21 protein-coding genes are annotated in these 25,972 nt (G+C 62.2%); 11 read left to right on the plus strand and 10 right to left on the minus strand.

Annotated elements, in window-relative coordinates; translation table 11 throughout:
- The first annotated feature begins 341 nt into the window (after positions 1-341).
- From gcvH to gcvT, 5 genes are all read left to right on the plus strand, one after another.
- Complete coding sequence (gene gcvH / locus AACY25_RS04590; RefSeq protein WP_090248917.1) at positions 342-725, plus strand: glycine cleavage system protein GcvH; 384 nt, start codon at positions 342-344, stop codon at positions 723-725.
- A 9-nt stretch (positions 726-734) separates the two neighbouring features.
- Entirely contained in the window at positions 735-3,587 is a 2,853-nt protein-coding gene (gcvP, locus tag AACY25_RS04595) for an aminomethyl-transferring glycine dehydrogenase (RefSeq protein ID WP_339522794.1), read from the plus strand.
- A 146-nt stretch (positions 3,588-3,733) separates the two neighbouring features.
- Entirely contained in the window at positions 3,734-4,987 is a 1,254-nt protein-coding gene (glyA, locus tag AACY25_RS04600) for a serine hydroxymethyltransferase (protein ID WP_339522795.1), read from the plus strand.
- 99 nt (positions 4,988-5,086) lie between these two features.
- Entirely contained in the window at positions 5,087-6,463 is a 1,377-nt protein-coding gene (locus tag AACY25_RS04605; RefSeq protein ID WP_339522796.1) for an L-serine ammonia-lyase, read from the plus strand.
- A gap of 135 nt (positions 6,464-6,598) precedes the next feature.
- Positions 6,599-7,723, plus strand: a complete 1,125-nt coding sequence (gene gcvT, locus AACY25_RS04610) for a glycine cleavage system aminomethyltransferase GcvT (protein WP_339522797.1) — start codon at positions 6,599-6,601, stop codon at positions 7,721-7,723.
- 45 nt (positions 7,724-7,768) lie between these two features.
- Here gcvT and AACY25_RS04615 read toward each other — a convergent pair whose 3' ends face one another.
- A complete protein-coding gene (locus tag AACY25_RS04615) occupies positions 7,769-8,134 on the minus strand; it encodes a glyoxalase superfamily protein (protein WP_339522798.1) in 366 nt (121 codons plus the stop codon).
- A 63-nt stretch (positions 8,135-8,197) separates the two neighbouring features.
- Positions 8,198-8,554 carry a 5-carboxymethyl-2-hydroxymuconate Delta-isomerase gene (locus tag AACY25_RS04620; protein WP_339522799.1) on the minus strand — a complete coding sequence of 119 codons (357 nt, stop codon included), beginning with the start codon at positions 8,552-8,554 and terminating at the stop codon, positions 8,198-8,200.
- A 589-nt stretch (positions 8,555-9,143) separates the two neighbouring features.
- On the opposite strand from AACY25_RS04620, the gene AACY25_RS04625 reads away from it, so the two are divergent.
- A complete protein-coding gene (locus AACY25_RS04625) occupies positions 9,144-10,397 on the plus strand; it encodes an OprD family porin (protein ID WP_339522800.1) in 1,254 nt (417 codons plus the stop codon).
- Between the two features lie 152 nt (positions 10,398-10,549).
- On the opposite strand, the gene AACY25_RS04630 is transcribed toward AACY25_RS04625, so the two are convergent.
- A complete protein-coding gene (locus AACY25_RS04630) occupies positions 10,550-11,680 on the minus strand; it encodes a M14 family metallopeptidase (protein ID WP_339522802.1) in 1,131 nt (376 codons plus the stop codon).
- 229 nt (positions 11,681-11,909) lie between these two features.
- On the opposite strand from AACY25_RS04630, the gene AACY25_RS04635 reads away from it, so the two are divergent.
- On the plus strand, positions 11,910-12,455 hold the full coding sequence (locus AACY25_RS04635) for a tetratricopeptide repeat protein (protein WP_339522804.1): 546 nt from the start codon (positions 11,910-11,912) through the stop codon (positions 12,453-12,455).
- A gap of 25 nt (positions 12,456-12,480) precedes the next feature.
- Here the strand turns inward: AACY25_RS04635 and AACY25_RS04640 are convergent, their stop codons facing one another.
- Positions 12,481-13,191 carry a glutathione S-transferase family protein gene (locus AACY25_RS04640; protein WP_339522806.1) on the minus strand — a complete coding sequence of 237 codons (711 nt, stop codon included), beginning with the start codon at positions 13,189-13,191 and terminating at the stop codon, positions 12,481-12,483.
- Between the two features lie 114 nt (positions 13,192-13,305).
- Here AACY25_RS04640 and AACY25_RS04645 point away from each other — a divergent pair, with 114 nt between their 5' ends.
- Positions 13,306-14,253 carry a helix-turn-helix transcriptional regulator gene (locus tag AACY25_RS04645; protein ID WP_339522807.1) on the plus strand — a complete coding sequence of 316 codons (948 nt, stop codon included), beginning with the start codon at positions 13,306-13,308 and terminating at the stop codon, positions 14,251-14,253.
- Between the two features lie 143 nt (positions 14,254-14,396).
- On the opposite strand, the gene AACY25_RS04650 is transcribed toward AACY25_RS04645, so the two are convergent.
- The 6 genes from AACY25_RS04650 to kdgD all read right to left on the minus strand — a co-directional run bounded on the left by AACY25_RS04650 (position 14,397) and on the right by kdgD (position 22,345).
- Positions 14,397-15,335, minus strand: coding sequence for a 2-hydroxyacid dehydrogenase (locus AACY25_RS04650; protein ID WP_339522809.1), 939 nt, complete (start codon positions 15,333-15,335; stop codon positions 14,397-14,399).
- A 104-nt stretch (positions 15,336-15,439) separates the two neighbouring features.
- Complete coding sequence (garD, locus tag AACY25_RS04655; RefSeq protein WP_339522811.1) at positions 15,440-16,996, minus strand: galactarate dehydratase; 1,557 nt, start codon at positions 16,994-16,996, stop codon at positions 15,440-15,442.
- A gap of 24 nt (positions 16,997-17,020) precedes the next feature.
- Positions 17,021-18,361: an MFS transporter gene (locus tag AACY25_RS04660; protein WP_339522812.1), complete on the minus strand. Its 1,341-nt coding sequence runs from the start codon at positions 18,359-18,361 to the stop codon at positions 17,021-17,023.
- A gap of 80 nt (positions 18,362-18,441) precedes the next feature.
- Entirely contained in the window at positions 18,442-19,797 is a 1,356-nt protein-coding gene (gene gudD, locus AACY25_RS04665; protein ID WP_339522813.1) for a glucarate dehydratase, read from the minus strand.
- A gap of 139 nt (positions 19,798-19,936) precedes the next feature.
- Complete coding sequence (locus AACY25_RS04670) at positions 19,937-21,379, minus strand: aldehyde dehydrogenase family protein (RefSeq protein ID WP_339522815.1); 1,443 nt, start codon at positions 21,377-21,379, stop codon at positions 19,937-19,939.
- A 54-nt stretch (positions 21,380-21,433) separates the two neighbouring features.
- Positions 21,434-22,345, minus strand: a complete 912-nt coding sequence (gene kdgD / locus AACY25_RS04675; protein ID WP_339522817.1) for a 5-dehydro-4-deoxyglucarate dehydratase — start codon at positions 22,343-22,345, stop codon at positions 21,434-21,436.
- A 663-nt stretch (positions 22,346-23,008) separates the two neighbouring features.
- Between kdgD and AACY25_RS04680 the strand changes: the two genes are divergently transcribed.
- The 3 genes from AACY25_RS04680 to AACY25_RS04690 are packed head-to-tail and all read left to right on the plus strand — an operon-like array spanning position 23,009 to position 25,972.
- Positions 23,009-24,409 (plus strand): enolase C-terminal domain-like protein, encoded by a 1,401-nt coding sequence (locus AACY25_RS04680; RefSeq protein ID WP_339523834.1) that lies wholly within the window; start codon positions 23,009-23,011, stop codon positions 24,407-24,409.
- Between the two features lie 43 nt (positions 24,410-24,452).
- The gene (locus tag AACY25_RS04685) at positions 24,453-25,424 is read left to right on the plus strand and encodes a tripartite tricarboxylate transporter substrate binding protein (RefSeq protein ID WP_339522818.1); all 972 of its coding nucleotides are present in this window, start codon (positions 24,453-24,455) and stop codon (positions 25,422-25,424) included.
- Positions 25,425-25,483: 59 nt separating this feature from the next.
- Positions 25,484-25,972: a tripartite tricarboxylate transporter TctB family protein gene (locus tag AACY25_RS04690; RefSeq protein ID WP_339522820.1), complete on the plus strand. Its 489-nt coding sequence runs from the start codon at positions 25,484-25,486 to the stop codon at positions 25,970-25,972.

Genomic DNA, 25,972 nt, shown 5'->3' on the forward strand with positions numbered 1-25,972 from the left:
GGCCGCATTACGGCGCCAGCGCCGTGGCTGCAAGCGGGATTAAGCGAGCCACTGTATCGAATTAAATACACCGTAATGAAAGCGACACAAAGCGTTCAGCCCGCGACGTCAGAGCCTTCGCGCCGTGCTTTACGTGCGAACTGAAAGCGCCCGTATCGAAATCGCTACAATTCTTGCAAAAGCGAACTTGCGATTATCATTTAACCTATTGTTTTTATTGATAAAAATAACAATGGCACCTACTTTGCTATGGTCTTTCTACCTTCCGCTCGTGCCCAGCGCGAGTGACCAGCACATCGCCCCCAACAGAAAGGGCGAGTCACCACCCTTGAGGAGTTCACATGAGCGAATTGCGTTTTACCGTTGAGCACGAATGGCTGCGTCAGGATGCCGATGGTCTGGTTACCGTGGGCATCACCGCCTATGCCCAGGAAGCCCTGGGTGACGTGGTATTCGTGCAGCTGCCGGAAGCCCAGAGCTATGCCGAGGGTGACGAAGTGGCCGTGCTGGAATCGGTAAAAGCTGCGAGCAATATCGCCATGCCGCTGGACGGTGAGGTGGTCGAGGTCAATGGCGAGCTAGAATCCAGCCCTGAGCTGGTCAACGAAGATCCCCTGGGCAAGGGTTGGTTCTTCCGTTTCCGCCCGGCCAACGCCAGCGCGGTAGCCGACCTGCTCGACCAGGCCGCCTACGAGCGCCTGCTCAACGCCAATGCTGACGCCTGAGAGATTGTGATGACCAAGCTGACCACCCAGAACGAATTTATCGCCCGGCATATCGGCCCACGTGACGCCGATACCGCTGCCATGCTCGAACTGCTGGGCTACGCCAGCATCGACGCGCTGACTGATAACGTCATCCCCGAAAGCATCAAGGGCACCAGCGTGCTGGGTGCTCAGCCGGGTCTGTCGGAAGCCGACGCCCTGGCCAAGATCAAGGCCATCGCGCAGAAGAACCAGCAGTTCAAGACCTATATCGGTCAAGGCTACTACGGCACCCTGACGCCGAGCCCGATCCTGCGCAACCTGCTGGAAAACCCGGCCTGGTACACCGCCTATACCCCTTACCAGCCGGAAATTTCCCAGGGCCGCCTGGAATCTCTGCTGAACTTCCAGACTCTGGTCACCGACCTCACCGGCATGCAGATCGCCAACGCGTCCCTGCTCGATGAGGCCACCGCTGCTGCCGAGGCCATGACCTTCTGCAAGCGTCTGTCGAAGAACAAGGCCAGCAACGCCTTCTTCGCCTCGCAGCATTGCCACCCGCAAACCCTCGACGTGCTGCGCACCCGTGCCGAGCCGCTGGGCATTGAAGTAGTCGTTGGCGATGAAGCCGCCATTACCGATGCCAGCGCCTACTTCGGCGCGCTGCTGCAATACCCGGCCAGCAACGGCGACATCTTCGACTACCGCGAACTGGTTGAGCGCTTCCACGCTGCCAATGCCTTGGTTGCAGTCGCCGCCGACCTGCTGGCCCTGACGCTGCTCACCCCGCCAGGCGAGTTCGGTGCCGACGTAGCCCTGGGCAGCGCCCAGCGTTTTGGTGTGCCGCTGGGCTTCGGTGGCCCGCACGCCGCCTACTTCGCCACCCGCGACGCGTTCAAGCGCGACATGCCGGGCCGCCTGGTCGGCATGTCGATCGACCGTTTCGGCAAGCCGGCCCTGCGCCTGGCCATGCAGACCCGCGAGCAACATATCCGCCGCGAGAAGGCCACCAGTAACATCTGTACCGCTCAGGTGCTGTTGGCCAACATCGCCAGCATGTACGCCGTGTATCACGGCCCGAAAGGCCTGACGCAGATTGCTCAGCGCACCCACCAGTTCACCGCGATCCTGGCCAAGGGCCTGCGCGCGTTGGGTCATAGCGTTGAGCAAGAGTTCTTCTTCGATACCTTGACCCTGGCTACCGGCAGCAAGACCACAGCCCTGCACGCTGCTGCGAACAAGGCCGGGATCAACCTGCGCATCGTTGACGGCGAGCGTCTCGGCTTGTCGCTGGACGAAACCACTGATCAGGCCGCAGTCGAGGCACTGTTGGCGGTGTTTGCCGACGGCAAGGCGGTACCGGCATTCGCTGAACTGGCTGCTGGCGTAATCGCTCAACTGCCAAGAGGCCTGCTGCGTGAGTCGGCGATCCTGGCTCACCCGGTATTCAACCGTTACCACAGCGAAACCGAGCTGATGCGCTACCTGCGCAAACTGGCGGACAAGGACCTGGCGCTGGATCGCAGCATGATCCCGCTGGGCTCGTGCACCATGAAGCTCAACGCCGCCAGCGAAATGATCCCGGTGACCTGGGCCGAATTCGGCAGCCTGCACCCCTTCGCCCCAGTGGAGCAAAGCCAGGGCTACAGCCAACTGACCACCGAACTGGAAGCCATGCTTTGTGCGGCCACCGGTTATGACGGCATCTCCCTGCAGCCGAACGCCGGCTCCCAGGGCGAGTACGCCGGCCTGATGGCCATCCGCGCTTACCACCTGAGCCGCGGCGATGACCAGCGCGATATCTGCCTGATCCCGCAATCGGCCCACGGCACCAACCCGGCCACCGCCAGCATGGTCGGTATGCGCGTTGTGGTGACCGCCTGCGACAGCAGCGGCAACGTCGATATCGCTGACCTCAAGGCCAAGGCCGAAGAGCACAAAGAGCGTCTGGCTGCGATCATGATCACCTACCCGTCGACCCACGGCGTGTTCGAGGAAGGCATCCGCGAGATCGCCCAGATCGTTCACGACAACGGCGGCCAGGTGTACATCGACGGCGCCAACATGAACGCCATGGTCGGCCTCTGCGCCCCGGGCAAGTTCGGCGGCGACGTCTCGCACCTGAACCTGCACAAGACCTTCTGCATCCCTCATGGCGGTGGCGGTCCGGGCGTTGGCCCGATTGGCGTCAAGTCGCACCTGATCCCGTTCCTGCCCGGCCACGGCCATATGGCCCGTAAAGAAGGTGCGGTCAGCGCCGCGCCATTCGGCAGCGCCAGCATCCTGCCAATCACCTGGATGTATATCAGCATGATGGGCGGCGAAGGCCTCAAGCGCGCCTCGCAGATGGCCATCCTCAACGCCAACTACATCGCCCGCCGCCTGGAAGAGCACTACCCCGTGCTGTATTCGGGCAGCAACGGCCTGGTGGCGCACGAGTGCATTCTGGATATCCGTCCGATCAAGGACAGCAGCGGCATCAGCGTTGACGATGTGGCCAAGCGCCTGATCGACTTCGGCTTCCACGCGCCGACCATGTCCTTCCCGGTGGCTGGCACCCTGATGATCGAGCCGACCGAGAGCGAATCCAAGGAAGAGCTGGATCGCTTCTGCGACGCCATGATCGCCATCCGCGAAGAGATTCGTGCGGTGGAAGCTGGCCAGCTGGATGCCAACGACAACCCGCTGAAAAACGCCCCGCACACCGCCCTGGAACTGGTCGGCGAGTGGACTCACGCTTACAGCCGCGAGCAAGCCGTGTACCCGGTTGCTTCTCTGATTGACGGCAAATACTGGCCGCCGGTCGGCCGTGTCGACAACGTGTTCGGCGACCGCAACCTGATCTGCGCCTGCCCGTCCATCGAGGCGTATCAGGACGCTTAAGCACCGCTGAAAACCTCCCCTCACCCTAACCCTCTCCCCAGGGGGGCGAGGGGATGGTTCAACATTTAGCTTCACCCAAGAATTTCGACTCACCTCCACCCGAGGCGGGTTAGCTGCACCTCATATAAAAACCAGAGGGCCTCACCATGTTTAGCAAGCACGACCAACTGCAAGGCTACGATGACGCCCTGCTCGCCGCGATCAACGCCGAAGAGCAGCGCCAGGAAGACCATATCGAGCTGATTGCCTCGGAAAACTACTGCAGCCAGCGCGTGATGCAGGCCCAGGGCAGCGGCCTGACCAACAAGTACGCCGAAGGCTATCCGGGCAAGCGTTACTACGGCGGCTGCGAGCATGTCGACAAGGTCGAGGCGCTGGCCATCGAGCGCGCCAAGCAGTTGTTCGGTGCGGACTACGCCAACGTGCAGCCGCACTCCGGCTCCTCCGCCAACAGCGCGGTGTACCTGGCCTTGCTGAATGCCGGCGACACCATTCTCGGTATGAGCCTGGCCCACGGCGGCCATCTGACCCACGGCGCCAAGGTGTCGTCCTCCGGCAAGCTGTACAACGCGGTGCAGTACGGCATCGACGAACAGGGCCTGATCGATTACGCCGAGGTCGAGCGCCTGGCCATCGAACATAAGCCGAAGATGATCGTCGCCGGCTTCTCCGCTTATTCGCGCACCCTGGATTTCGCTCGTTTCCGCGCCATCGCCGACAAGGTTGGGGCCCTGCTGTTTGTCGATATGGCCCACGTTGCCGGCCTGGTCGCCGCCGGTCTATATCCCAACCCGCTGCCGTTTGCCGACGTGGTCACCACCACCACCCACAAGACGTTGCGCGGCCCGCGTGGCGGCTTGATCCTGGCCAAGGCCAATGAAGAGATCGAGAAGAAACTCAACTCCGCCGTGTTCCCCGGCAGCCAGGGCGGCCCGCTGATGCATGTGATCGCGGCCAAAGCCGTGTGCTTTAAGGAAGCGCTGGAGCCAGATTTCAAGACCTACCAGCAGCAGGTGATCAACAACGCCCAGGCCATGGCCGAAGTGTTTGTCGCACGCGGCTATGACGTGGTCTCCGGCGGCACCGACAACCACCTGATGCTGGTCAGCCTGATCAAGCAGGGCCTCACCGGTAAAGCCGCTGATGCGGCTTTGGGCGCGGCGCATATCACGGTGAACAAGAACGCCGTACCGAATGACCCGCAGTCGCCATTTGTCACTTCCGGGATCCGCATCGGCACCCCAGCGGTGACCACCCGTGGCTTTAAGCAGGGCGAGTGCCGCACCCTGGCCGGCTGGATTTGCGACATCCTTGATGACCTGGAAAACCCGGCAGTAATCGAGCGCGTTGGTGGTCAGGTTGCGGACCTATGCGCCAGTTTCCCGGTCTACGCTGACTAGAACGGCACGCAGTTTTTGCCACTAGTGGCGCGGTTACCCAGCGCGCCGCATCATCGCCGCCCCACAAGGGCGGCAGCAAAACACGCAGTCGGAGCAAGCATGTCACTTAGCGTTTTTGACCTCTTCAAGATCGGCATTGGCCCTTCCAGTTCGCACACCGTGGGCCCGATGCTCGCAGCCCTGCGCTTTGCCGAAGGCCTGCGCCGCGATGACCTTTTGGCCACCACCGACAGCATCAAGGTCGAGCTATACGGCTCCCTCGGTGCCACCGGCAAGGGCCACGGCAGCGATAAAGCCGTACTGCTGGGCCTGGAAGGCGAACAGCCGGACAGCGTCGACACCAGCAACGTCGATGCCCGTCTCGCAGCAATCCGCAGCAGCGGCGAACTCAGACTGCTCGGCGAGAAAGCCATTCGCTTTGCGGAAAAGCAGCACCTGGCGATGATTCGCAAGCCGCTGCCTTACCACCCCAACGGCATGATCTTCCGCGCCTTCGACGGCGCCGGTTTGCAGCTGCGCTCGCGCGAGTATTACTCAGTGGGCGGCGGCTTCGTCGTGGACGAGCAGGCTGCCGGCGCCGACCGCATCGTCGAAGACACCACGGCGCTGCAATACCCCTTCACCACCGGCAAACAGTTGCTGGCCCACTGCGCCGAACACAACCTGTCGATCAGCCAGGTGATGCTGGCCAACGAGGCGGCCTGGCGCCCGGAAGCCGAAACCCGCGCGCGCCTGCTGCATATCTGGCAGGTGATGCAGGATTGCGTCGAGGCCGGCTGCCGCAACGAGGGCATCATGCCCGGTGGGCTCAAGGTCAAACGCCGCGCCGCTGCCCTGCACCGCCAGCTGTGCAAACACCCGGAAGCCAGCCTGCGCGACGCCTTGAGTGTGCTCGACTGGGTAAACCTCTACGCCCTCGCGGTGAACGAGGAAAACGCCAGCGGCGGCCGCGTAGTCACCGCCCCCACCAATGGCGCGGCCGGCATCGTGCCGGCGGTGCTGCATTACTACAGCCGTTTTATCCCCAGCTCCAACGACGACGGCGTGGTGCGCTTTCTGCTCACCGCCGCCGCCATCGGCATCCTCTATAAGGAAAACGCCTCGATCTCCGGCGCCGAAGTCGGCTGCCAGGGTGAGGTCGGCGTGGCTTGCTCTATGGCCGCCGGTGCGCTGTGCGAAGTGCTCGGCGGCAGCGTCAACCAGGTGGAGAACGCCGCCGAGATCGGCATGGAACACAACCTCGGCCTGACCTGCGACCCCATCGGTGGTCTGGTGCAAGTGCCCTGTATCGAACGCAACGCCATGGGCTCGGTGAAGGCGATCAACGCCGCGCGCATGGCCCTGCGCGGCGACGGCCAGCATTTCGTCTCCCTGGATAAGGTGATCCGCACCATGCGCCAGACCGGTGCCGACATGAACAACAAATACAAGGAAACCGCCCGCGGCGGCCTGGCCGTAAATATTGTCGAGTGCTAAAGCCGACACCCCTGTAGGAGCGCTATGACGCCTAGTCCCATGCCTGCGGGAATTGCTGCCGAAAAGCATCGCGGGCATGGCCCGCTCCTACCTTGAATCTATCCGTCATACAGACACTTAGCTTTGGAGAACCGCATGACCACTGAAACCCTGGCGAAAACCCCACTACACGCCCTGCATCTCGAACTGGGCGCGCGCATGGTGCCGTTCGCCGGCTACGACATGCCGGTGCAGTACCCGCTCGGGGTGATGAAGGAGCACCTGCACACCCGCGAAGCCGCCGGCCTGTTCGATGTCTCGCATATGGGCCAGATCATTCTGCGCGGTGCAGATGCCGCCAAGGCTCTGGAAACCCTGGTGCCGGTGGATATCATCGACCTACCCGTGGGCATGCAGCGTTACGCCATGTTCACCGATGACCAGGGCGGCATCCTCGACGACCTGATGGTCGCCAACCTGGGTGACGACACGCTGTTCCTAGTAGTCAACGCCGCCTGCAAGGAGCAAGACCTGGCCCACCTGCAAAAGCACATTGGCAGCCAATGCGAAATCGAAAGCCTGTTTGAAGCGCGCGCGCTGTTGGCGCTGCAAGGCCCGAAAGCCGTCGACGTGCTGGCGCGCCTGGCCCCCGAAGTGGCCAAGATGACCTTTATGCAATTCGCCCCAGTACGCTTGCTCGGTGTCGACTGCTACGTCAGCCGCTCCGGCTACACCGGTGAAGACGGCTTCGAAATCTCGGTGCCGAGTGAGCACACCGAAACCCTGGCTCGCAGCCTGCTGGCCGAACCGGAAGTGGCCGCCATCGGCCTCGGCGCCCGCGACTCGCTGCGCCTGGAAGCCGGCCTGTGTCTGTATGGCCATGACATGAGCACCAGCACCACGCCAATCGAGGCCAGCCTGCTGTGGGCCATGTCCAAGCCACGCCGCGCCGACGGTGCTCGTGCTGGCGGCTTCCCGGGTGCCGAACGAATCTTCGCCCAGCAACAGCAAGGCGTGGCTAGCAAGCGCGTCGGCCTGCTGCCGCAGGAGCGCGTGCCGGTACGTGAAGGCGCGGAAATCGTCGATGCCAATGGCACGGTGATCGGCACCGTATGCAGCGGCGGCTTTGGCCCGACGCTGGCTGCGCCGGTAGCCATGGGTTATCTGCAAAACAGCCATATCGCCCTGGATACCGAGGTATGGGCCATGGTGCGCGGCAAGCGCGTGGCAATGAAAGTGGCCAAAACCCCGTTTGTGCCGCAGCGTTACTACCGCGGCTAACGGTTTGAGCAGCATCGTCCGCCAGGCCGGTGCTGCAGCTCAACGCTATGCAGCATTGATATCGGTAAAGATCAGCCGATTGCCAAACGGATCGGTCACCGTCATATCGCGCCCCCAGGGCTGGCTGGTAATACCCGGCCGCGCATTGCCATAGCCCCGCGCCGTCAGCTCGGCGTGCAGGGCATCCAGATCATCGACGCTGATACGCAGCGCCGCACCCGGGCAGCAATCGCCGTGGTGTTCGGACAGATGCAGCACACACCCCATCCTGGACACTTGCAGATAGAGCGGCAAGCCCGCCTCGAAGCGATGCGCCCAATCCTCGCTAAACCCCAGAAACTCGCAGTAGAAGGCCCGCGCCTTGGCTTCATCGAAGCTGCGCAGAATGGGAATCGGAGCCGCCAGCTGCATAAACACCTCTGCCTGATTGTCTGCCCGGCACTCTATTTCAGCCCTAGGCCAATGTCATCCGACTCAGTCCGGCAGCAGGCTATTGCGCTTGTTGCTGAACGCCTCGCGGTTGATGTCGCGCACATCCAGCGATACAGCATTGACGCTCGGCAAACGCTCGACCAGCGCCCGCACGATCTGCCGTGACAGCAGGCGCTTCTGCTCATCCGTGCGCCCGGCAAGGATGTAGAAAATCAGGTGAACAAAATCCTCCTGGGTACCGCCCACACTGAAGTGCTCATACAGGCTCAGGCGCAATTTGACCTCGCCCGGCTGGAACAGCTGGGTAGCAGTCGCCGCATCCTCGACAACGCCAAGCAGTTCGGACGGTGTGATCAAACGTGTGAGGGTAAGCGAGCCTTCAACCAGACAGTGCGGCATAGGTGTCTCCAGAAGTGGGGGCGGCCAGCGGGCTGATTTGTCATACGTTATCGCACAACTAAAATCATAGAAATAGTGCTTTTAGCTTCCTATTCGGCCGCGTAGCTCCGCACCATACATCGCACTAACCTGGCACTGAAAACTGTACACACCTTGCACAGCAAGGGATACAGCTTTAAATGCGCGAGTACTCAATGACTGATCAGTGCCGCGCTCATACAACTTTGGTCTGGCATGCGTTGACAAACCCAACAGAGGCTGTCGATAATTCAGCCAATGTTGTATGACAACATACAACAAATCATAAAAACAAAAATCAAGGTCCCATCATGACGATTGTCGCGCTCGCCACATCGCTCACCCTGTGCCCTGCCACAGCACGCAACGCCACGCCGATCTATCGACCGAGCCGCCGGCAACTCGCGTATCGCCCTACTGAATTCGCCGACGGCTAAGCCTGAAGCAGAGGCGCACCCCGACCGAGGGTGCGTTTGTCGCCCTGGCATGGGGCAACTCACTCGTTCCTTTCGCCGCTGGCAACTCAGGCCGGCAAGGGAACGGCTTGTTCAAAAATGGGAGCACAACAACAATGACTGCACGCAATGCCCTCTCGCTAGCCCTGCTCACCACTGCAGGCAGCATGGCCCTCGCTCTGCCACTCAGCAGCCAGGCTGCCGGTTTTATCGACGACGTCAAGGTCAACATTGGCCTGCGCAACTACTACTTCAACCGTAACTTCCTCAACCACACCGGGGCGAATGACCAGGGTCAGGCCGCCGAGTGGGCGCAGAGCATGATCATCGATGTACGCTCTGGCTTTACCCAAGGCACCGTAGGTTTTGGCCTGGACGCGCTGGTTCTTGGCGCGATCAAGCTCGACAGCGGCGGCGGCTCTACCGGCAGCGGCTTGCTGCCGACCGACCGCAGCGATGGCGAGTCGGCCGATAGCTACGGGCGCATTGCCGTTGCAGCTAAAGCCAAGCTGTCAAAAACCGAACTGAAAGTCGGCGAGTGGTTTGCCGTGCTGCCTATCCTCCGCGCGGACGACGGTCGTGCCCTGCCGCAAACCTTCCAGGGTGCACAGCTCACCTCCAACGAAATCGACGGCCTGAGCCTGTACGGCGGTCAATTCTGGAAGAACAGCCAGCGTAACAATGCCAGCCGTGAAGAAATGAGCTACAGCGGTATCGAAGGCGATGATTTCAACTTCGCGGGCGGTGAGTACAAATTCAACGCCAACAACACCCTGGTTGGCGTCTGGCACGCCCGCCTGGAAGACGTTTACCAGCAGAGCTACGTGCAACTGACCCACAGCCAACCGGTCGGCGACTGGGTGCTGAGCACCAACCTAGGCTACGTCGACGGCAAGGATGAAGGTGCAGCCAAGGCCGGCAAGCTGGACAACAAGGTCTACCAAGGCAGCTTCACCGCCAAGACCGGCAACAACGCTTTCACCCTGGCCTACCAGCACCTGGACGGCGACACCAAGTTTATGCGTATCGACGGCGCCAGCGGCGGCACGCTGGTCAACGACGGGTTCACCAACTCCTACGACAACCCCGAAGAGCGCTCCTGGCAGGTGCGTCACGACTACAACTTCGCCGGCCTTGGTGTGCCGGGCCTGACGCTGATGAACCGCTATGTCAGCGGTGACAACATCAAAGCAGCGGGCCGCGATGACGCCGAAGAATGGGGCCGTGAATCCGAGCTGGCCTATACCGTGCAGAGCGGTGCGCTGAAAAACCTCAACGTGAAATGGCGTAACTCCAGCGTCCGTCGTGACGTTGGCCAGGATATTCACGAAAACCGGCTGATCTTCAACTACCCGCTGTCCCTGCTGTAAATCCACCGCTCCATCGGCATCGATTACTCCTCGTGTGTGAAACCTTCAGCCCGTCCTTGCGACGGGCTTTTTTATGTCCTGCTATCCATGGCACCCACCCTGCGGGCCGTCGCTACGCAACGTTAAAAATAGCCCTCGGTGATTTCTATGCCTTAGCGCAAATCATCGACCATCGCAGCGACAACGCTGAGCACATCTTTGCCCAGCTGCATCGAGCGCTCTCCGCTCCAGCCGGTGTGCGGGTTAGGGTTGTCGTCGTGATCCTTGAACGGCATTTCGATGGTAAAGGCCAGGCAATCGAACTCCATGCCGACAGCGTTGCAGGCCAGGCTGGTGTTGGCTTGGCCGAACTGATCGGGGGTGTAGCCGAAGGTGGTCTGGAATTCGGCGCCGTTATCGATCAGCGACCGCTTGAACTGGTTTTCCAGACGCTCCAGGCGCGGGCTGTAACTCGGATTGCCTTCGCAACCGGCGGCAAACACATGAGGGATTTCCTCATCACCGTGGATATCCAGAAACAGATCGACGCCCACCGCGCGCATCTGCTGCTGGACGAAAAACACCTCGGGGCTGTCCGCCTCACTGGCTGATTGCCAGGCGCGGTTGAGGTCGCGCCCGGCGGCGTTGGTGCGCAGATGCCCCCGGAAGGCGCCGTCCGGGTTCATATTCGGCACTAGGTACAGGTCGGCCGTCTCCAGCAGGTCATTCAGCTCAGCATCGTCGCGTAGTTGCAGGCGCTCAAGCAGACCTTGCATAAACCACTCGGCCATATGCTCGCCGGGATGCTGCTGGGCGATCAGCCAGATCTTGCGCTGCGCCTGTGGGTTGCGGCTGATGCGCAGCAACTCGATGGGCCGACCTTCGATGCTCTTGCCCGTGGCAAACAATTCAGCACCGGCCAAACGCTGCGCATCCTCAATCAACTGGCTATGGCGCTCGCGGCTGTAAGGCTCGAAATAGGCGAACCAGACCTGCTCGTCCTGCGGCTCGATGTCGAACTTCAGTGCGCCTTCTTCAAAGCGGCTCGGCACCCGAAACCAGTTGAACTGATCGTAAGAGGCCACAGCGTGATAACCGCTCCAGGCATCCTTGTAAGACGACTGCCCGGCGTTGCCCAGGCTAAAGCCATAGCGCTGCCCAGGCTGCAAGCCTTCGACCTTGAAATGGAACCACTGGAAATGTCCGCTGTTGAGATCCGGACGAATCGCCAGCACCACTTGCTGCGGGTTGCTGGCGTCGATGACCTCGATATTGCCGCTGTCGAAGTTGGAGCTGATCTGCATGGATACCTCGGAGGCTTGGATGCACGAAGAGACACGAATATGACCAAGAATCGCAGCTCTGGTGCATGGGCGAAACGCTGCAGGCGACAAACTGATATGGATTGTGCAACCTGCAACACAACCGATCACCCGAGCGCCGCGCAACTTGCGTGCGAGCCTGCAGTCTGGTGTTTACCTGCCACAGGTTCAACTCAAGTGCCAAGGCAATATCAAAGGAGCAGCCATCCGTATGAACATTGCGCCATTACGCCAACGCCCACTGTTGTTACTGCTCTGCGCCGGCCTGTTGCTAGGCGGTTGCGCCAGCCAGCCGGAACATAGCCAGACCGAACAGCCCACCCTGGAAGCTGATGCCCCCAGCGAAAACCACGCTGCCGAGGCCAACCTGCGCAGCCAGGCCAATCGCGGCGACCTCGACAGCCAGTTCCAGCTCGGCAGCCTGTACTTCGTCGGTAAGCCTAATAAGGACCTCAAACAGGCCGAATACTGGTGGAAGCTCGCCGCCGACAAAGGCCACGCCATGGCCGCTGTCAGCCTGGCCTACCTGTATACCGGCCGCGACAACCCGGATTTCAACAACCCGCCGCTAATGCTCAAGTACCTCAACCAGTCCGCCGCCGGCGGCAACCCGATGGCCCAGCACATCCTCGGCAATCTCTACCTGCGCGGCGAACAAGGCGTACCGCTGGACGCCAACCAGGCCCGACGCCTGTTTACCAGCGCCTGCCAGCAGAACTACAGCGCCAGTTGCGAAGCGCTAAAAACACTGCCTTGATACCCACGGCCCGAAGCGTTTCGCGTCAATCAGTCGGCAGGCGCGAACGCAGATGCTCCAGGCTGACATGCCCCTGAAATGTGCCGCTTCCTGTGACCGCGTCGCCCTGCTCGATGGCGCTGGCAAAGCGCACCGCAGCGTCGCTACCCAGCCGATCCAGATAACGCGCCAGATTCGGGTAAGCCGCGGGCAGGTCGAACAACTGGTGATAGCTCACCCAGCGCGCTACTCCCGCTAGATAGGCATCGGCCAGACTGCGCTGCTCGCCGAGCAGCCACGGCTGGTCAGCCAGCAACTGGTTCAGATAGGAGCAAGCGTTGCTGACCTGTTCGCGGCCGACGGCTTGTAACAAAGCACGTTGATCCGCGCTCAGCTCGGCCTTCTCATAGGCGATCCATAGGGGACTGAAGGCGCTGAAAAAATCAGTCACCAGATAGGACAGCATCTGATTGAGCTGGTCGAACGCCGCACTGCCCTGCCGCGGACCGAGACCATCCGCAGCTGAACGAGCGGCCACGTGCAGCAAAATGGCCAGGCTTTCATTGACCACTGCACCGTTCTCGGTCAGCAGCGACGGGGTTTGATACAGGGCATTAACCTGGCCGTACAGCGGGTCCCAGGGTTGTTCAAGCATCTCGATACGGCAGAGCTGGTAGGGCTGGCCCAACCATTCCAAGGCCACGATGGAGCCGAACGAGCAGCCCTGGGGAACGCCATAAAATAGAACCGGGTACATAGCTTGTCTCCTTGACGGGGGATTGCCGCAGCGCCTTTCGCTGGGGCCTTGAGCACAAGCTAACGGCCTAATAGGCTATATTCCGCCCTATTAAAAAGCCGAATTCGATTTTTTATGAGCAACCCCACCACCCGCGTACTGGCCCTGCTGGAACTGCTGCAAAGCCAGGGACAAATCAGTGGCCGCGAACTGGCGCAGCGTCTGGAGGTCGATGGCCGCACCCTGCGCCGCTATATCAGCAGCCTGGAAGAACTCGGCATCCCGCTTACCACCGAGCGCGGCCGTCACGGCGGTTATCGGTTGGTCGCCGGCTTCAAGCTGCCGCCGATGATGTTCAGCCCCGACGAGGCCCAGGCCATTGCCCTCGGCCTGCTCGCGGCGCGCAGCCTGGGCCTGAGCGATAGCGCACCGGCGCTGGCCAGCGCCCAGGCCAAGCTAGAACGGGTGATGCCGGTTGCCCTCAAGCAGCGGGTTCGCGCCCTCGGCGAAAGCGCGACCCTGGATATACCGCGCAGCCGTGACGAAACCGACCATCAGCTACTGGACGCACTGGCTTTCGCCGCGCAAGCCAGGTTGCGGGTACGCCTCACTTACGAGACAGCGAACCAGGCGAGTAGCGAACGCGAAGTCGACCCCTATGGCCTGGTTTACCGTTGGGGGCTCTGGTACCTGAGCGGGTTCTGTCATCTACGTGGCGACCTGCGCTCGTTTCGTCTGTCGCGCATTCAAGACCTGCAGCCCATGGACATCCCCTTCGAGCGCCCCGCGGACTTCGATGCCGCACAGCACCTGAGTGCCAGCATCGCCAACCTGCCGCGCAGCTATCCGCTGGAAATCCAGCTGCTGACCGATCTAAACAGCGCCACCCTGGAGCTGGGTGGCAATGCCGGCATGCTGGTGCCCAATGCCCAGGGCGTACGACTGGTCAGTAGTACCGACAGCCTGACCTGGTTTTCCCGCCAACTGGCGCGCCTGCCATTCGATTTCAGGGTGATCAGCCCGCCCGAACTGACTGCCGCGCTGCACGCCCAGGGACAACGCCTGCTGCGCCTGAGTCAGTAGGGCGTGGTAAAGGGGAATTACCCAGCGCGCTTGTGGCGCGCCGGTCACGCTAGGAGGTGGGGGTAAAACACCCCGCCGCTTGTGGCCGCGAGGCTGATAAGTGCGCCGAGAGGCTCGACAGACTTATGCGGCAGGCGAGCGGTTCACAAAGGCGTGAGCAACTCGCCGTGTTCGATAAAACCCTGCAGATTGGCCAGCACCAACTCCTCCATCTGCAAACGGGTTTCTTGTGTGCCACTGCCAACGTGGGGCAACAGCACTACATTGGGCAAAGCGAACAGTGCGGGCGGCACTTCGGGCTCATCGGCAAACACATCCAACCCGGCACCGCCCAGAGAGCCATCGAGCAGCGCTGCGACCAGCGCCGATTGCTCGACCACGCTGCCACGCGAGATATTCACCAGAATGCCCTGCGGCCCCAGCGCCGCCAGCACGGGCGCATCGATCAGATGCCGGGTGGCCGCACCGCCGGGGCAGGCCAACACGAGAAAGTCCGCCCAATGCGCCAAAGCCAGCAGGTCTGGCTCGAAGCCATATGGGCTGCTCGGGTCCTGGCGGCGCTTGTGATAACGCACCGGCATCGCAAAACCTTCGGCGCGCTGGGCGATGGCCTGACCGATACGGCCAAGGCCGACAATGCCGAGCTTCTTGCCGCTGACCTTGCGCGTCAGCGGGTAGTTGCCCGCCAGCCACTGCCCTTGGCGGACAAAACGATCAGCGGCGGCCAGCTGCCGCGCCGTGTCGATAATCAGGCCCATGGCCAGGTCGGCGACACAGTCGTTGAGCACATCCGGCGTGGTGCTGATGGCAATACCACGCTCGCGCAACAGCTCCAGCGGATAGGGGTCGTAGCCCACACCGAAGCTGCAGATAGCGCGCAGCCTGGGCAGCAACGCCAACTGTTCGGCGCTGCAGCCGAAACGCGCCGACGACACCAGCAGCTCGAACTGCCCGCCCTGCTCGTGCAGAAAAGCCAGCGGATCGGCCTGCTGCCATAGCGCGGTGACTTCATATTGCTCAGCCAGCGTGCGATTGAAGCGCTCGCTGAGCGGGCCGATCTGCAGTACTTGGGGTTTGTTCATGTCGGCTCCTGGGATGGCCTTTATCTCGGTGGAAATTGGTGCGCACGGCGCACCCTACAGTCCGTACGCGCCTGCTCCGTAGGGTGCGCCGCGCGCACCGGGATTCAGGTCACCGGCGCCGGGTTGAACAGGGTCAGGTCGTTGTGCAATCTGTGCTTTTCGGCCCAGGTCTGTTGCTTGCCGCTGGCGACATCCAAGTACAGCTGGAAGATATGCCAGCCCATTTCGTCGAGGGTCATGCGCCCGCTGGTGATCTGCCCAGCATCCACGTCGATCAGGTCCGGCCAGCGCTCAGCCAATTGGGTACGGGTGGCGACCTTGATCACCGGCACCATGGCCAGGCCATAGGGCGTACCGCGACCGGTGGTGAAGATATGCAGGTTCATCCCGGCGGCGATCTGCAGGGTGCCGCAGATAAAATCGCTGGCCGGCGTGGCGCAGAACCACAGGCCCTTGCCGCGCACCCGCTCGCCCGGCGAGACCACCCCGGCGATGGTGCTGGAGCCGGACTTGGCAATCGAACCCATGGCCTTTTCGACGATATTGTTCAGCCCGCCCTTCTTGTTGCCCGGCGTGGTGTTGGCGCTGCGGTCGGCCATGCCGCGCTGCAAATAGCGGTCGTACCAGTCCATCTCGCGGATCAGCGCATCGGCGACTTCGACGCTGGCGGCGCGCGGCGTGAGCAGGTGGATGCCGTCACGCACCTCGGTGTTCTCCGAGAACATCACCGTGGCCCCGGCGCGCACCAGCAGATCGGCGGCCACACCCAGGGCCGGGTTGGCGGTGATGCCGGAAAACGCATCGCTGCCGCCACACTGCATGCCCACCGACAACTCGGACGCCGGCACCGTCTCGCGGCGGCGCTGATTCAGCGCCTGCAGGCGCGCCTCGATCATCGCCATAATCTGCTCGACCATGCCGGCAAAGCCGTTGCTGGAATCCTGCAGACGGAACAGCCACTCTTCCTCGTCCATGCCATTGGTCAACTGGTCGCCATCCATCAACTGGCTGGCCTGCAGCTTCTCGCAGCCAAGGCTGATGACCAGCGCCTGACCGCCGAGGTTGGGGTTACGGCTGATGTTGTACAGGGTGCGGATCGGCACCACCGCGTCCGGCGCGTTGATCGCCACGCCGCAGCCGTAGCTGTGCGACAGCGCGACCACATCATCGACATACGGGTACTTGGGCAGCAGCTCCTTGCGCACCCGCTGCACGCAATGATCGAGCACGCCGACTACGCACTGCACGGTGGTGGTCACGCCGAGGATATTGCGTGTACCGACCGTGCCGTCCGGATTGCGGAAACCCTCGAAGGTATAACCGGTAAGCGGCTCAATCGGCGCAGCGGCCAGGGTCGCCTTGGGCAGGTTGTCCAGCGCTGGCGGCTCGGGCATGCGCAACTGCGCCTCGGTCACCCAGCGCCCGGCGGCGATGGGTTCCAGGGCATAACCGATGACCTCGCCGTAGCGCACCACGTCGCCGTCCACGGCGATGTCCTGCAAGGCCACCTTATGGCTCTGCGGGATGCCTTCGACAGCCACCAGGCCATCGGCAAAGCGGCCGCCCTTGGCCACGCCCTGCTCGTTGACCACCACGCCGACGTTGTCGGCCGGGTGCAGGCGGATATAGCGCGGCGAGTCCTGATGGGGGATCAACTGCATGGACATGTTCTCCTCTAATACTGATCAGGCGCGGGAAATGGACGCCGCCGCAGCTGGCGACTCGTCCAGCTCGATCCTGTGAATACGACCGACGATAAACAGGTAACTGATGACCGCCAGCACAGCGTTGGCGCCGACATAGATCAGCGCCGCATCAAATGAGCCGGTGTGGCTGACCAGGTAACCGACCACGATAGGTGTGGTGATCGCCGCCAGGTTGCCGAAGGTATTGAACAGCCCGCCGGACAGGCCAACGATCTGCCGGGGCGAGGTGTCGGCCACCAGCGTCCAGCCGAGCGAGCCGAAACCCTTGCCGAAGAACGCCAGGGCCATCAGGGCGATCACGGCGCTATCACTGTCGACATAAATGCTCAGCACGATGCAGCTGGCCAGCAGCATGCCGACGACGATGGGCAGCTTGCGCGCCAGGGTCAGCGAGTAGCCGCTGCGCAGCAGCCCGTCCGACACCAGGCCGCCAAGCATGCCGCCAATGAAGCCGCTGATCGCTGGCAGCGCGGCCATCAAGCCGGCGGTGAGAATGCTCATGCCGCGCGCCTGCACCAGGTACACGGGAAACCAGGTGAGGAAGAAATAGGTAATGGCGTTGTTGCAGTACTGGCCCAGATACAGGCCGATCAGCGTACGCTGGGTCAGCAGCAACTTGAGGTAGCGCCACTGCGAACCGCCCGCACCGGCCGGCCGTGGGGCCAGGTCGATCAGGCCGCCGCCGTCTTCGATATGGGCGAACTCGGCCGCGCCAAGATGTGGATGTTCACGCGGGCTGTGCATCACCTTGAGCCACACGCCACACAGCAGCAGGCCCAGGCCGCCCAGTACAAAGAACACGTACTGCCAGCCCATGTCCTGCACCACCCAGCCCATCAGCGGGGCAAATACCGCAGTGGCGGCATACTGCGCCGACGTGGACATGGCGGTGGCGGTGGCCCGTTCGCGGGTGGGGAACCAGGCGGCGATGATCCGTGCATTGCCGGGAAAACACGGTGCCCCGGCAAAGCCTACCGCCAGGCGCAGCACAAACAGGGTAACGACGGCCCAGGCCAGCGGCAGCATGTCGACAAAGCCCTGCAACAGGGTAAACAGCGACCAGCAGAGCAGCGTGATGAAATACACGCGCTTGGCACCGAAGCGATCGAACAGCCAGCCACCGGGAATCTGCCCGATCACATAGGCCCAGCCGAACGCGGAAAAGATATAGCCGAGCACCACCGCATCGATGCCCAGATCCGCCTGCAGCGCGGCACCGGCAATCGACAGGCTGGAGCGGTCGGCAAAGGTGACCGTGGTGACGAGGAACAGCATCAGCAGAATGGAATAACGCACCCGGCCTGGTTTGACTGCTTGCATCTGGCCAACTCATCGAGAAATTCGCGTAAAGCAGGCCCGGTGTCTTTGAACACCGGGCCGCCAGACCGCCGGACCGAGGTTTAGCGCACCAGGCAGGGGCGCTTGTTATCGAACTGCCAGCCGGAGATCAGGTACTGCATGGCCACCGCATCGTTGCGCGCGCCCAGGCCCATGCCCTTGTACAGCTCGTGGGCCTTGGCCAGCGCATCCCAATCCAGCTCCACACCCAACCCCGGCGTTTTCGGCACCTGCACCAGGCCGCCTTCGATCTGCAGCGGGTTGTGGGTCAGGTACTGGCCGTCCTGCCAGATCCAGTGGGTGTCGATGGCGGTGACCTTGCCCGGCGCGGCGGCAGCCACGTGGGTGAACATCGCCAGGGAAATGTCGAAGTGGTTGTTGGAATGCGAGCCCCAGGTCAGGCCCCACTCGTTGCACATCTGCGCCACGCGCACCGAACCCTGCATGGTCCAGAAGTGCGGGTCGGCCAGCGGAATATCCACTGACTGCAACTGGATGCAGTGACCCATCTGCCGCCAGTCGGTGGCGATCATATTGGTCGCGGTCGGCAGGCCGGTGGCGCGGCGGAACTCGGCCATCACCTCGCGGCCGGAGTAGCCGTTTTCTGCGCCGCAAGGGTCTTCGGCATAGGCCAGCACGCCGTGCAGATCGCGGCACAGGTGCACGGCTTCGGCCAGGGACCAGCCGCCATTGGGGTCGAGGGTTACGCGGGCATCGGGGAAGCGTGCGGCCAGGGCACGAATCGCCTCGACCTCTTCCGCGCCCTGCAGCACACCGCCCTTGAGTTTGAAGTCGTTGAAGCCATAACGCGCATGCGCCGCTTCGGCCTGACGAACGATAGTCTCGGGGCTCAGTGCTGTTTCGTTACGAGTACGGAACCAGGCGTCATCGGCGTTACGCTCGTCGCGGTAGCCGAGGTCAGTCTTGCCCTTGTCGGCGATAAAGAACAGGTAGCCGAGCATCTCTACCGCATCGCGCTGCTGGCCTTCGCCAAGCAGGGCCGCGACCGGTACACCGAGATGCTGGCCGAGCAGGTCGAGCAGCGCGGCTTCCAGCGCAGTGACCGCGTGGATGGTGATACGCAGATCGAAGGTCTGCAGGCCACGGCCGCCGGAATCACGATCGGCGAAGGTCTGGCGCACCTGATTAAGCAGGCCGTTGTAGTTGCCGATGGACTGGCCGACCAGCAGCGTGCGGGCATCTTCCAGAGTCTGGCGGATGGCTTCGCCGCCCGGTACTTCGCCAACGCCGATATGCCCGGCGTTGTCTTTGAGAATCAGGATATTGCGGGTAAAGAATGGGCCGTGGGCGCCACTCAGGTTGAGCAGCATGCTGTCGTGGCCGGCGACCGGAACCACCTGCAGCTCAGTGATAATCGGGGCACCTGCAAAGGCGCCGGCAGTATTCAGTGCACTCATGACCGTTCCCTTTTTATTGTTAGGCGGGATGCTTACAGCACGGAGTAAATAACCTGAGGCCCGTAGGGTGGATGACGCTTTTTCATCCACCGTGACGACGCCATGGTGGATCGGTGAAGCGTGATCCACCCTACGTGGGCTAGCCGATATAGGTCGTCTTCACCGTTGTATAGAACTCCTGGGCGTATTTGCCCTGCTCGCGGCTGCCGTAGGACGAACCTTTGCGGCCACCGAACGGCACGTGGTAATCCACCCCGGCAGTGGGCAGGTTGACCATGACCATACCGGCCTGGGAGTGACGCTTGAAGTGGTTGGCGTACTTCAGCGAAGTGGTGCAGATACCGGCCGACAGGCCAAACTCGGTGTCATTGGCCATGGCCAAGGCCGCGTCGTAATCGGCGACTTTGACGATATTGGCCACCGGACCGAAGATCTCTTCGCGGCTGATGCGCATATCGGCAGTGCTGTCGGCAAACAGCGTCGGCGCCAGGTAGTAGCCGTCCTGCTCGCAGGAAACGCGCTCGCCACCGCAGACCAGGCGTGCGCCTTCCTGCTTGCCGATTTCGATATAACGCAGGTCCTGCTCCAGCTGCGCCTGGGAGACCACAGGGCCGATGTCCACGCCTTTTTCCAGGGCGTTGCCGACCTTGATCGACTTCATCCGCTCGGCCATGGCCGCAACAAACTGGTCGTAGATACCGGCAGTGACGATCAAACGGCTGGAGGCGGTGCAACGCTGGCCGGTGGAGTAGAAGGCGCTCTGCACCGACAGCTCGACAGCGGTTTTCAGGTCCGCGTCATCGAGGATCACCTGCGGGTTTTTGCCGCCCATTTCCAGCTGCACCTTGGCGCCACGCGCCACACAGTTGGCGGCGATAGTGCGGCCGACACCGACCGAACCGGTAAAGCTCACGCCATCGACCTGGGTGTTCTGCACGATGGCTTCACCGACCACACGGCCGCTGCCCATCACCAGGTTGAACACGCCGGCGGGGAAGCCCGCGCGGGAGATGATTTCGGCAATCGCCCAGGCGCAGCCCGGTACCAGATCGGCCGGTTTAAGCACCACGCAGTTGCCGTAGGCCAGGGCCGGAGCAACTTTCCAGGCCGGGATGGCGATGGGGAAGTTCCATGGAGTGATCAGGCCGATCACGCCCAACGGCTCGCGAGTGACTTCTACCGATACGCCGGGGCGCACCGAAGCCAGCAGTTCGCCGGCCTGACGCAGGCATTCGCCGGCGAAGAACTTGAAGATATTGCCGGCGCGGCTGACTTCGCCGATGGCTTCGGGCAGGGTCTTGCCCTCTTCCCGGGCCAGCAGGGTGCCGAGCTCTTCACGGCGGGCGAGGATTTCGCTGCCGACTTTATCCAGCGCATCGCTACGCGCCTGGATGCCGGAGGTCGACCAGGCCGGGAACGCGGCGCGGGCGGCAGCGATGGCCTGGTCAACCTGGGCGGCATCGGCCTGAGCGTACTCGCCGATCACATCGGACAGATCCGACGGGCTGGTGTTGCTCGAGTAACTGGCAGCAGCGACCCATTGGCCGCCGATAAAGTTGTCGTAACGCGATGGATTGGCCACAAGTGCCTCCTGTTGCGAAGCGGCGCATAACGCGCCGCTATCAGATGACGGGGTTTATTGCGCGCCCTGGGTGTCGATCAGCGCGGCGAGCATCTCGTACTCTTCCGGCAGCAGGTCGGTCAGCGGCGTGCGCACGGGGCCGGCGTCATGCCCAACAATCTTCGCACCGGCCTTGATGATGCTGACGCCATAACCGGCGCAACGATTGCGGATGGCCAGGTACGGCAGGAAGAACTCGTCGATGATCTTGCCAACGGTGGCGTGATCGTCACGCGCCATGGCGTGGTAGAAATTCATCGCGGTTTTCGGGATGAAGTTGAACACCGCTGAGGAGTACACCGGCACACCCAGCGCCTTATAAGCGGCGGCGTAGACTTCGGCAGTCTGCAGGCCGCCGAGGTAGCTCAGGCGATCACCCAGACGACGGCGGATGGAGACCATCAGCTCGATATCGCCGATGCCGTCCTTGTAGCCGATCAGGTTCGGGCAGCGATCCGCCACCTGCTCCAGCAGCGGCGCATTCAGACGGCAGACGCTGCGGTTATAGACCACCACGCCGATCTTCACCGATTTGCACACGGCTTCAACGTGCAGCGCCACGCCTTCCTGGCTGGCTTCGGTCAGGTAATGCGGCAGCAGCAGCAGGCCTTTGGCCCCCAGGCGCTCGGCTTCCTGAGCCATTTCGATGGCCTGACGGGTCGGGCCACCGACGCCAGCGAGAATTGGCACGCTGCCGGCGCAGGTATCGACCGCAGTCTTGATTACAGCCGAATACTCTTTGCCCGTCAGCGAGAAAAACTCACCGGTACCACCGGCAGCGAATAGCGCAGAGGCGCCGTAAGGGGCCAGCCACTCCAGGCGGCGGGCATAGGTATCGGCGCGGAAATCGCCGGCAGCATCGAAGTCGGTCACCGGGAAGGACAGCAGACCGGAAGAGAGGATGGACTTCAGTTCTTGTGGATTCATTATTCGAACACCCTGTAGAGCAATTGTGAGGGGAAGCGTCAGCCGCAGCTGTAGAGATACGTTATCGTACAACAATCACTAGCGCCATACCTTTACGCTACCGACCATCGTCGATAGCCGCCCTCGCGTGCCGGCCACACGCCGTGTAGCAATCGCCACACTTCGCATCAGCCCTGATCTAGACGCCCGCTATCGCAATGGCGAAGCACCGCGCAAGGCAGCTGTGCAATCCACTGATTCCGTCCGTAGCGAAAACCAGTGGTCGCTCATCGCACTTTTCAGTCCAGGCTGCGTTGACAAGCCCGGCGAACGCTGCTGATAATCCGACCAAGTTGTACGACAACGCATAACAATTTTAAAAACAAAAGATCAGGCCCAGCCATGATTACAGCAACCCAGGCCCACGCGCCTTTGACATGCCCGACCGCCGTCACCCCGCGAACTACGCCGGGTGTCCGCCAGCCTAATGCATTGCGCCTGCGATGCATTTCGACCTTCGTCTGCCCTTCTGCCGGCCGATTGCCCCTGCAGCAAAGCGACAGCCCAGCACCCCTCTTTCTATTTGCCCCCATTGCCCAGCGCCATGCTGGTAATGCCGAGCGCCCGAACCGTTAACGGTTAAGCCCATCACTGCCCCGTGCTGTCATCAGGAGAACCATGCGTATGTTTGAACAGGCCCCGACACACACACCGCACGTAGTGACGGTGCAGGTTATCCCGGTGGCAGGCCGCGACAGCATGCTGCTCAACCTGTGCGGCGCCCATGCGCCGTATTTCACCCGCAACCTGGTGCTGCTTACCGACAGCGCCGGGCGCACCGGCTGCGGTGAAGTGCCGGGCGGAGAAGGCATTCGCCAAGCGCTGGAACGCTGCCGTGACCTGGTCATCGGTCAGCCAATCGGCCGTTACAACCGCGTGCTCAATCGCCTGCGCCAGGCCATCGCCGGCCGCGGCAATGGTCCGCAGACCACCCAGCACCAGGTCACCTCGGAGTCCGAAGCGCGGGTGCTGCAGCAACCCCACGAAATCAACCTGCGCCTGGACAACGTGATCACTGCGGTAGAAGCCGCCCTGCTCGATCTGCTCGGCCAGCACCTCAATGTGCCGGTGGCCGAACTGCTCGGCAGCGGCCAGCAGCGTGACCGTGTGCCGATGCTGGCGTACCTCTTCTATATAGGCGAGCGCCAGCGCACCGACCTGCCCTACCTGACAGGCAAGGGCTCGACTGACGACTGGTATCACCTGCGCCATCAGGCCGCGCTGACACCGGCGGCCATCGCCCGCCTGGCTGAGGCCGCGCATGCGCGTTACGGCTTCAACGACTTCAAGCTCAAGGGCGGAGTGATGCGCGGCGCGGAAGAGATGGACGCGATTCGCGCGATCAAGGCGCGCTTCCCCGACGCTCGCGTAACCCTCGACCCCAACGGCGCCTGGTCACTGGCCGAGGCCATTGAACTGTGTCGTGGCCAAGGCCATGTGCTGGCGTACGCCGAAGACCCCTGCGGCCCGGAGAACGGTTATTCGGGCCGCGAGATCATGGCCGAATTCAAGCGCGCCACCGGCATCCCCACCGCCACCAATATGGTCGCCACCGACTGGCGGCAGATGGGCCATTCACTGCGCCTGGAGGCCGTGGATATTCCGCTGGCCGACCCGCACTTCTGGACCATGCAGGGCGCCGTGCGCCTCGGCCAGGTCTGCGAGGAGTTCGGCATGACCTGGGGTTCACACTCCAACAACCACTTCGATATTTCCCTGGCCATGTTCACCCACGCCGCAGCCGCCGTGCCGGGGCGCATCACCGCCATCGACACCCACTGGATCTGGCAGGAAGGCGAAGAACGCCTGACCCGCGAGCCGCTGCAGATAATCGGCGGCCAGGTCGAAGTGCCCAATAAACCCGGCCTCGGCATCGAACCTGATATGCAGCGGATCATGGCCGCCCATGAGCTTTACAAGGAAGTGGCCAGCGGTGCGCGCGACGACGCCATGGCCATGCAGTACCTGATTCCAGGCTGGCAGTACCACCCCAAGCAACCGAGCCTAGGCCGCCAACCGGCCTAGCGCGCAACGCACCCCAGCAACACCTCACCACCGGAGACTTACAATGAAAAAAACACTCTGCGCTTCCCTGATGTCGGCCATGCTGACCTTTACTGCCGGCAGCGCCTTGGCTGCCGACGCTGCCAACTGGCCGACCCGCCCGGTGCAAGTAGTGGTTATCGCCAACGCCGGCGGTGACACCGACTTCAACGCCCGCATGATGGCCAAGTACTTCAACCAGATCACCGGCAAGAACATGGTGGTAACCAATATGGCCGGCGGCGGTGGCACCCTGGCGGCCGAACAGGTCAAAGGCGCCGCAGCGGATGGCAACACCATCCTCTTTACCCATACCGGCCAACTGATCGTCAACGAAGTCGCCGGCCTCTCCGAAGACAGCTTCGAGGCCTTCGACATTGCCTGTATTGCCGGCGTGGACAAGGGCGCGATCTTCGTTGCCGCTGAGCAAGCCGGGGTGAAAAGTCTGCAAGAGCTGATCGACAAAGCCAAAGCCAACCCCAACAGCGTCAGCTATGGCACCGAGATGGGCAGCTTCTCGCACATCCAGGGCCTGATGTTTGAACAGCTGGCCGGGGTGAAGCTGAAAATGGTCGATGCCGGCACCGTGTCCGAGAAAGTTGTGGCGCTGCTCGGTGGTCGTATCGACCTCGGCGCCATCAGCTACGGCTCCGTGCAGGACTACGTTACCGGCGGGCAGATGTATGCACTCGGCCAGCCAAACCAGGAGCGCAACGCACTGCTCGGCGAGGTGAAAACCTTCAAGGAGCAGGGCGTCGACTTCACCATCGACAAGCCTTACGTGGTGGCCTTCCCGAAAGGCACCGACCCGGCGATTGTGCAGAAAATGGCCGGCATCATGAAGCAGATCACCGAGCTGCCTGAATACGCCGACGAGCTGAAGAAATCCTTCAAGCAGCCAGTTGCCTACTACGACAGCGCAGCAGCCGTTGCCGTGCTGAGCAAAACCCGCGACGACTTTATGCAGTACAAAGACGCCCTGCGCCAATCCAAGTAATGCCAACGCTAGCCGGCTACCCAGCCGGCTGGCCGTTACCCATCATGCGAGGTTTCCTGATGGTTATCCGTAATAAGAAGGAGCTGCTGATCGGCGTCGCCATGCTTGGCGTCGGCCTCGGCTACCTGTTTATGACCAGCAAACTGCCACGGCATGCCGGCATCGATGTGGCGTTTGTACCCTACCTGCTCTCAGCCATGCTCTGTTTGCTCGGCGCCATACAGCTGGTCAGCGGCTTTACCGCGGCCAAAGCGACTGAGCAGGGCGCGGATGACGAAACGCTAACCAGCGCTGAGAGCATCGACGTCAAGACTGTGATCAAAACCCTGGCGCTGATCATCGGCTATATCGCGCTGCTGAAAACGCTCGGTTTCCCAATCATGACCGTGACCTACCTGTACCTGCAGTTCTGCGTCCTCACCCCGCTCGGGCAGAAGATCAATCACCTGGTCTACGGCCTGATTGCGCTGATCAGCTCGGCGACGATCTACCTGCTGTTCCGCGAGGCCTTCGATCTGATGCTGCCATCCGGATTACTCGGCCTTTAG

Origin of the sequence: Pseudomonas sp. EA_35y_Pfl2_R111 (genome assembly GCF_963970955.1) — a bacterium.
Classification (GTDB): Bacteria; Pseudomonadota; Gammaproteobacteria; order Pseudomonadales; family Pseudomonadaceae; genus Aquipseudomonas.